9 protein-coding genes are annotated in these 6,293 nt (G+C 62.5%); 4 read left to right on the top strand and 5 right to left on the bottom strand.

Features of this window, described 5'->3' with window-relative positions; translation table 11 throughout:
- From ftsY to EOA86_RS18030, 3 genes are all read left to right on the top strand, one after another.
- Window positions 1-1,039: signal recognition particle-docking protein FtsY (gene ftsY, locus EOA86_RS18040; RefSeq protein WP_128342893.1), on the top strand; the 1,039-nt coding region annotated here is incomplete at its 5' end.
- Between the two features lie 61 nt (window positions 1,040-1,100).
- Window positions 1,101-1,775, top strand: coding sequence for a septation protein A (locus EOA86_RS18035; RefSeq protein WP_127210453.1), 675 nt, complete (start codon window positions 1,101-1,103; stop codon window positions 1,773-1,775).
- 16 nt (window positions 1,776-1,791) lie between these two features.
- Window positions 1,792-2,412 (top strand): pyridoxamine 5'-phosphate oxidase family protein, encoded by a 621-nt coding sequence (locus EOA86_RS18030; protein ID WP_128342891.1) that lies wholly within the window; start codon window positions 1,792-1,794, stop codon window positions 2,410-2,412.
- Window positions 2,413-2,481: 69 nt separating this feature from the next.
- Here EOA86_RS18030 and EOA86_RS18025 read toward each other — a convergent pair whose 3' ends face one another.
- On the bottom strand, window positions 2,482-3,399 hold the full coding sequence (locus tag EOA86_RS18025) for an SMP-30/gluconolactonase/LRE family protein (RefSeq protein ID WP_128342890.1): 918 nt from the start codon (window positions 3,397-3,399) through the stop codon (window positions 2,482-2,484).
- Window positions 3,400-3,552: 153 nt separating this feature from the next.
- Between EOA86_RS18025 and EOA86_RS38680 the strand changes: the two genes are divergently transcribed.
- On the top strand, window positions 3,553-3,861 hold the full coding sequence (locus EOA86_RS38680; RefSeq protein WP_164891809.1) for a hypothetical protein: 309 nt from the start codon (window positions 3,553-3,555) through the stop codon (window positions 3,859-3,861).
- A 93-nt stretch (window positions 3,862-3,954) separates the two neighbouring features.
- Here EOA86_RS38680 and EOA86_RS18015 read toward each other — a convergent pair whose 3' ends face one another.
- From EOA86_RS18015 to EOA86_RS18000, 4 genes are all read right to left on the bottom strand, one after another.
- Window positions 3,955-5,001 (bottom strand): DUF2332 family protein, encoded by a 1,047-nt coding sequence (locus tag EOA86_RS18015; protein ID WP_128342888.1) that lies wholly within the window; start codon window positions 4,999-5,001, stop codon window positions 3,955-3,957.
- A gap of 15 nt (window positions 5,002-5,016) precedes the next feature.
- Window positions 5,017-5,595 (bottom strand): DsbE family thiol:disulfide interchange protein, encoded by a 579-nt coding sequence (locus tag EOA86_RS18010; protein ID WP_128342886.1) that lies wholly within the window; start codon window positions 5,593-5,595, stop codon window positions 5,017-5,019.
- Window positions 5,592-5,759 carry a heme exporter protein CcmD gene (gene ccmD, locus EOA86_RS18005; RefSeq protein ID WP_029349414.1) on the bottom strand — a complete coding sequence of 56 codons (168 nt, stop codon included), beginning with the start codon at window positions 5,757-5,759 and terminating at the stop codon, window positions 5,592-5,594. The genes EOA86_RS18010 and ccmD overlap by 4 nt, the downstream gene beginning before the upstream one ends.
- Window positions 5,760-5,866: 107 nt before the next feature.
- Entirely contained in the window at window positions 5,867-6,244 is a 378-nt protein-coding gene (locus EOA86_RS18000) for an Imm50 family immunity protein (RefSeq protein WP_065007276.1), read from the bottom strand.
- Window positions 6,245-6,293: the final 49 nt, after the last annotated feature.

Here is a 6,293-nt window from a genome sequence, read left to right as displayed (position 1 = left end):
GGTAAAGCGCGAGGCCGTTCCGCAGCCGCCGCCGGAGCCAAAGCCCGCCCCCGGCAAGGTCACCGTAACCAAGAAGGTCGAGCAGAAAGCCGGGCCGCAGAAGGCGCCGGAACCGGCACCGAAACGCTCTTGGTTCCAGCGCATGAAGGAGGGGCTTGCCCGCTCTTCCCGGGAACTGTCCGGCAACATCGCCGGCGTCTTCACCAAGCGCAAGCTGGATGAGGACACGCTCCAGGATCTGGAGGACGTGCTGATCCGCGCCGATCTCGGTATGGAAACGGCCCTGCGCATCACCGATTCACTGGCCGCCAGCCGCTACGGCAAGGACGTCTCCGAGGCAGAAGTCCGTGCCATCATGGCGACCGAAGTGGAGAAGGTGCTGACCCATGTCGCTTTGCCGCTGGAGCTCGACCTCAGCCACAAGCCGCATGTCATCCTTGTCGTCGGCGTCAACGGCACCGGCAAGACCACGACCATCGGCAAGCTGGCGGCAAAGCTCACCGATGGCGGCCTATCGGTGATGCTCGCAGCCGGCGACACGTTCCGCGCCGCGGCGATCGAGCAGTTGAAGATCTGGGGCGAGCGCACCAAGTCGCCGGTCATCGCCTCGAAGCTTGGCGCCGATGCGGCAGGTCTTGCCTACGACGCCTTCGAACAGGCCAAGCAAGCCGGCTCCGACGTGCTGATCATCGACACCGCCGGGCGGCTGCAGAACAAGACCGAGCTGATGGCGGAACTGGAAAAGATCGTCCGGGTGCTGGGCAAGCTCGATCCGGAGGCGCCGCACACCGTGCTGCAGACGGTCGACGCCACCACCGGCCAGAACGCGCTCAACCAGGTCGAGATCTTCCGCAATGTCGCCGGTGTCAACGGCCTGGTGATGACCAAGCTGGACGGCACGGCACGCGGCGGTATTCTGGTGGCGATCGCGGCAAAGCACAAATTGCCGGTCTATTTCATCGGCGTCGGCGAACAGGTCGACGACCTCGAACCATTCTCCGCAAGCGAGTTCGCCAGGGCGATCGCTGGAGTAGCGTAACAATCATGATCCCAAAAGTCGCAGACTTTTTGGACAGGATCATGCGCAAGAAGGAAAGCCTATGAACCCGCGCATCCTCGAACGCGACCCGTCCGACCCGCAGAAACAGAAGAAGGAAGGCGTCAATCCGCTGCTCAAGATGGTGCTGGAGCTCGGCCCCTTGATGGTGTTCTTCTTCGCCAACGCGCGCGGCGCATGGCTGACACAGAAATTTCCGGCGCTGGCCGAATTCGGTGGGCCGATCTTCGTCGCCACCGGCCTGTTCATGGCCGCGACGGCGATCGCGCTGATCGCTTCCTGGCTGCTCACCCGCACCTTGCCAATCATGCCGATGGTCTCGGGCGTCGTCGTCTTCGTCTTCGGCGCGCTGACGCTCTATCTGCAGGACGACATCTTCATCAAGATGAAGCCGACCATCGTCAACATGCTGTTCGGCGGCGTGCTGCTCGGCGGGCTGTTCTTCGGCAAGTCGCTGCTCGGCTACGTCTTCGATTCGGCTTTCAGCCTCGATGCCGAGGGCTGGAAGAAACTCACCTTCCGCTGGGGCCTGTTTTTCCTGTTTCTGGCCCTTGTCAACGAAGTGGTCTGGCGGAATTTTTCCACCGACACCTGGGTTACCTTCAAGGTCTGGGGGATCATGCCGATCACGCTTCTTTTCACCTTCAGCCAGATGCCGCTGATCATGCGCCATTCGCTTGAAGGTAAGACCGGAAACGAAGAGAAGGCCGGCAAGTAACGGTTAAGGAGAGGGCATGGAATTCGTCACCACGCGCGAGGTGCTGAGAACGATCTACAAGACGCCTCGGCCGACCGACGGCTCGATCCGCAAGGAATTGAAGGCGCTGGATGGCCACAGCCGTTCCTTCATCGGCAAAAGCCCGTTCTTGCTGATCGGCTCCTCCGACGGCGCCGGCAATGCCGATGTGACGCCGAAGGGCGACAGACCGGGCTTCGCCGCCGTGCTTGACGAGAAGACCATTGCCATCCCCGACCGGCCCGGCAACAACCGGCTCGACACTCTGGAGAACATTCTTCTCAACCCCTCGGTCGGGCTGCTCTTTCTCATTCCAGGCATGAATGAGACTCTGCGCGTCAACGGCGATGCCCGCATCACCGTCGATGCGGCTTTGCGCGAGCGGCTCGCCGTCGACGGCAAGGAACCGCAAAGCGTCGTCCTGGTGACGGTCAAGGCCGCCTACATGCATTGCGCCAAGGCTTTCATGCGCTCCGATTTGTGGAAGCCGGAAACCTGGTACGACCGCGCGACGTTGCCGACGCTCGGCCAGATCCTGCGCGACCAGCTGGCGCTCGCCGATTCGGCCGAGGCGACCGACCGCTGGCTGGACGAAGAATACAAACACACCATGTGGTAAATCTGCTCGGGCGCGATCCGCCCGAGAAGACATAGCAATGTGCTCGCTTGCATATTGCTTGGCGGCCGCTCAGTAGGTCTTTGCGCCGTTGACCATCAGCCGGACCATGTAGAGCGAGGTCGTGCCGGCGATGTAGAGGCAGTTCAGCTTGTTGCCGCCGAACACGCAATTGGCGACGACTTCCGGCACCTTGATCCTGCCGATCAGCGTTCCGTCCGGATCGTAGCAATGGATGCCGTCGGCGGCACTCGTCCAGATCCGCCCTTGATCGTCGAGCCTGAAGCCATCGAACAGGCCGGCCGTGCAGTCGGCGAAGACATTTCCGCCGGATACCTGCCTGCCGCCCTCGTCGACATTGAATACCCGCATATGCGCCGGATTCTGGGCGCCATGCGTGCGACCGGTGTCGACGACATAGAGCTTCCTCTCGTCAAGCGAGAAGGCAAGCCCGTTGGGCCTGACCATATCGGTGATCACCGCTTCGATCTCACCGGTGCCGGGGTCAGCCCGGTAGACATGACAGGCGCCGATCTCGCTCTCGGCCTTGGCGCCCTCATAATCCGTATCGATGCCGTAGGTCGGGTCGGTGAACCAGATCGAACCATCGGACTTGACCACCGCGTCGTTGGGCGAGTTCAGCCGCTTGCCGCGCCATTTGTCGGCGATGGTGGTGATCGAGCCGTCATGCTCGGTGCGGCTGACGCGGCGGCCCGAATGCTCGCAAGTGACCAGCCGGCCCTGCCGGTCGACGGTGTTGCCGTTGGAATTGCCGGACGGCTGCCGGAACACGCTGACGCTGCCATCGGTCTCGTCGTAGCGCAGCATGCGGTTGTTGGGGATATCGGACCACACCAGATAACGGCCGGCCGCAAACCAGGCCGGCCCTTCCGCCCACCGGCATCCGGTGAACAGCCTGTCCACCTGCGCGTTGCTGTTGAACAGTCGCGCAAAACGCGGATCGAGAATCTCGTAGTCTTCGGCGGCCATGGTTTCCTCCCGGTCATGCAAATCGCTAGTGCCGGGGCGATCAAGCCAGCCGGAGATCGATATGGCAAGATCGTTGATATCGGATCTTGAGACATTGGGGCAAAACGCGGCAAGGCCGCCCTTGCTCAATGACGGGCCTAAACGACGGCGCTCATGGCCGTTAACCGGCTATGCGCTCAGCGCAATGGTGCATTGCAACATCTTCTTTTTGCAACGCACTATAACTATGTCATGTTCCATATCGATCAGGGAGGAACAACCTGCCGCAACAATGCGGCACAGAAGGACCTCGCTATGATTCTCGACAACTTCATGAGCCGCGCTCGCGCCAGCATCGCCAAGCGCCGGCAATACAACCGCCTCATCGCCGAAATAGACTCCTTTTCCAGCCGCGATCTGGCCGACATGCGCGCCGACCGCAGCGAAATGCTCTACCAGGTCCACAAGCAGATCTACGGCTGAGGCGAACGCATGATCCCGAACCGAAGGTCAGCGCAGCAAAAAATTGCAGACTTTCGGACGAGATCATGCGCAACCAGAACGGTTTGATTGGGCTTAGCCAATCCATTCGATCCAGCGGCCGTGGTAATCGCAATTGGCTAGGCGGCGTGTCTCGCCGCCGGGCCATAGAGTGAGGCTGAGTACCGCCCACTGCTTGGTGTGATCGCGCGGCTCCATTCTCAGCCTTGCGATAGGCGCAACGGCCGTGGCCTCTCTGCCCGCCTGCTCCAGCGTGGCGGTGATGGCATCCTTGGTCGCCCTCGGCAGGGATTGCCACATGATCGAATGATAGAGCACGAAGGCGCCGCCCTGCTGCTGCCGTGCGGCCAGTGCCTTCTCGACAAAATGCGCCGCGTCCGCTTTGACAAGCAGCGGTTGAAACTTTTCGGCAAGTGACAGCGCGGCGTCGAGCCGGGCCAGCCGTGCCGTCTGATCGGCCCAGACGTAAGACCGAAGCCGTACCCGCGTTGCTGCGTCGGCGCCATCGACCGGCGCGATGTCGCAGCCAGCCCGATGGCGGACGTTGATCGCTCCTCCAAGTGGAACAGCGTGGCCGCGCACCTCCGGTGCCAACCGGACGGGGGAGGCCGGGTCTCCCCACTCGGCATCGCCGTAGCGGTAGTGAAAGCTGTCGAACAGGAGATTGAGCCCGGCGCTGGCACCGATCTCGCACAAGTCCAGCGGCAGGCCGGATTCCCGCGCGATCGTCAGAAATCCAGGCAGCAGCATCGCCGACCGGGCGATTTCATTGGTCTGCGGCGCGCCGGCGAGGCCGGCGACGATCTGCTCGTCGGATCGCGCAATTGCCTCCGGCAGCACCGCCGCGATCTCGGATACGCTTGTCTGGTTGGGCGGATAGATCATTGCCAGCCGCTCACTGGCACCCGTCAGGACCAACGCATGCAGCGCGCCGCACACGCGCAATGCGAGGCCGTCGGCGCGCGCGTCGCCCGGCCAGCCGAGCACCGCCCGCCCGGTCCTGGTGTTTGCGTCGAGAACCTTGGCCAGTGCACGGCATAAATTCGCGGTGAAAGGCGAGCCAAGTCCATCGCAGGCTTTCGCCTGCGCCAGAAAATGCTCGCGGATGTCTCGCTCGTCCATCGCGTTTCCGGTGTCTCAGTCCGGAGCGGCCAGCGCCTTCTCCACCTCCGGCAAAAGCAGCCTCTGCGCCGAGCCTGGCGTCAGCGGGCCGACATGCTTGTAGGCGATCTTGCCGTCCTTGCCGACGACGAAGGTTTCCGGCACGCCGTAGACGCCCCAGTCGATTGCCGCGCGCCCCGCCGCGTCGACGCCGATCGCCTGGAACGGGTTGCCGAGATTGCCGAGGAACCGGCGGGCGTTTTCCGGCTGGTCTTTGTAGTTGAGCGCGGCGATGACGAAGCGCTTGTCCTGCGACAGCGCCAGCAGCACCGGATGCTCGTCGCGGCACGGCCCGCACCACGACGCGAAGACGTTGACCAGCGTAACCTCGCCGGCGAACTGCTTGGAGTCGAGCCCGGGCAAATTCATGCCCTCCAGCGCCGGCAGGTTGGTCGGCGGCGCGGGCAGGCCGATCAGTGCCGATGGCACTTCCGAAGTGTCGCGGCTGGACAGCAGCTGCGTCAGGAACAGTCCCGCCAGCCCGAGGAAAATCAGCAGCGGCAAAAGCACGATCAGGCGCCGCGCGCGCGCCGGCGTTTCCGTTTGCATGCTCATGATTTCCCCGCCTTGTCGGAGCGCCGCCGCACGCCGGACGCTTCCAACTCGGCGAGGTCCCTCTTGCGCGCACGCTGGTCGAACAGGATCCAGCCGATCAGCCCGGCCAGAACCACGGCCGTGATGGCATAGGCAGCGGTCACATAAAGGGCGTGTACGCTCATTTCTCGATCCAAGGCTTCTTGCAGCGAAGTTCATAGCTGCACTGGCTGTTCGTCGCAATGAACGGCGTCTGCGGCGGATTTGCGGTCACTCGGAATCGGAAGTTCATCTATTGCGACTGCAGCAGACCGGATATTTTGATGATGCGCATGAACTGGCATGTCACGGACAGCCTGACGGCTCCTTCGCAGGTGAGCAGAATTTTGCCCGCGTCGTCCCACATTCTGACTGCGCTCCTGTCATGACTCTGGAACTTCCGAACGCTGATCGACTCGACACCTTCGAACCCGAGTTCAAAATACACCGCGTTGAATGCTCCCCATTTGACGGGAGGCCGGTAGGGGAGACGGGTCGATATAAAATGCAGGTGCAGGCTAGGCCCGTCTCGACTGATTTCGGCCTTGGTGATCTCGACAGAAGACAGGTCCGGATAGTTGCCGTAGATGGTCTGGAGAAAGATCGGATTTTCTATGCGTAGCGGCCACATCAGTCCGCCCCATGACGCAGCGTTGGCGCTGCGTCATGGGGCGGACTGA

It is taken from the genome of Mesorhizobium sp. M5C.F.Ca.IN.020.32.2.1 (assembly GCF_004023105.1).
In the GTDB taxonomy this organism is placed as follows: Bacteria; Pseudomonadota; Alphaproteobacteria; order Rhizobiales; family Rhizobiaceae; genus Mesorhizobium; species Mesorhizobium wenxiniae.
The sequence above is the reverse complement of the archived record's forward strand: the minus strand, read 5'-3'. Positions and strand labels throughout refer to the sequence as shown.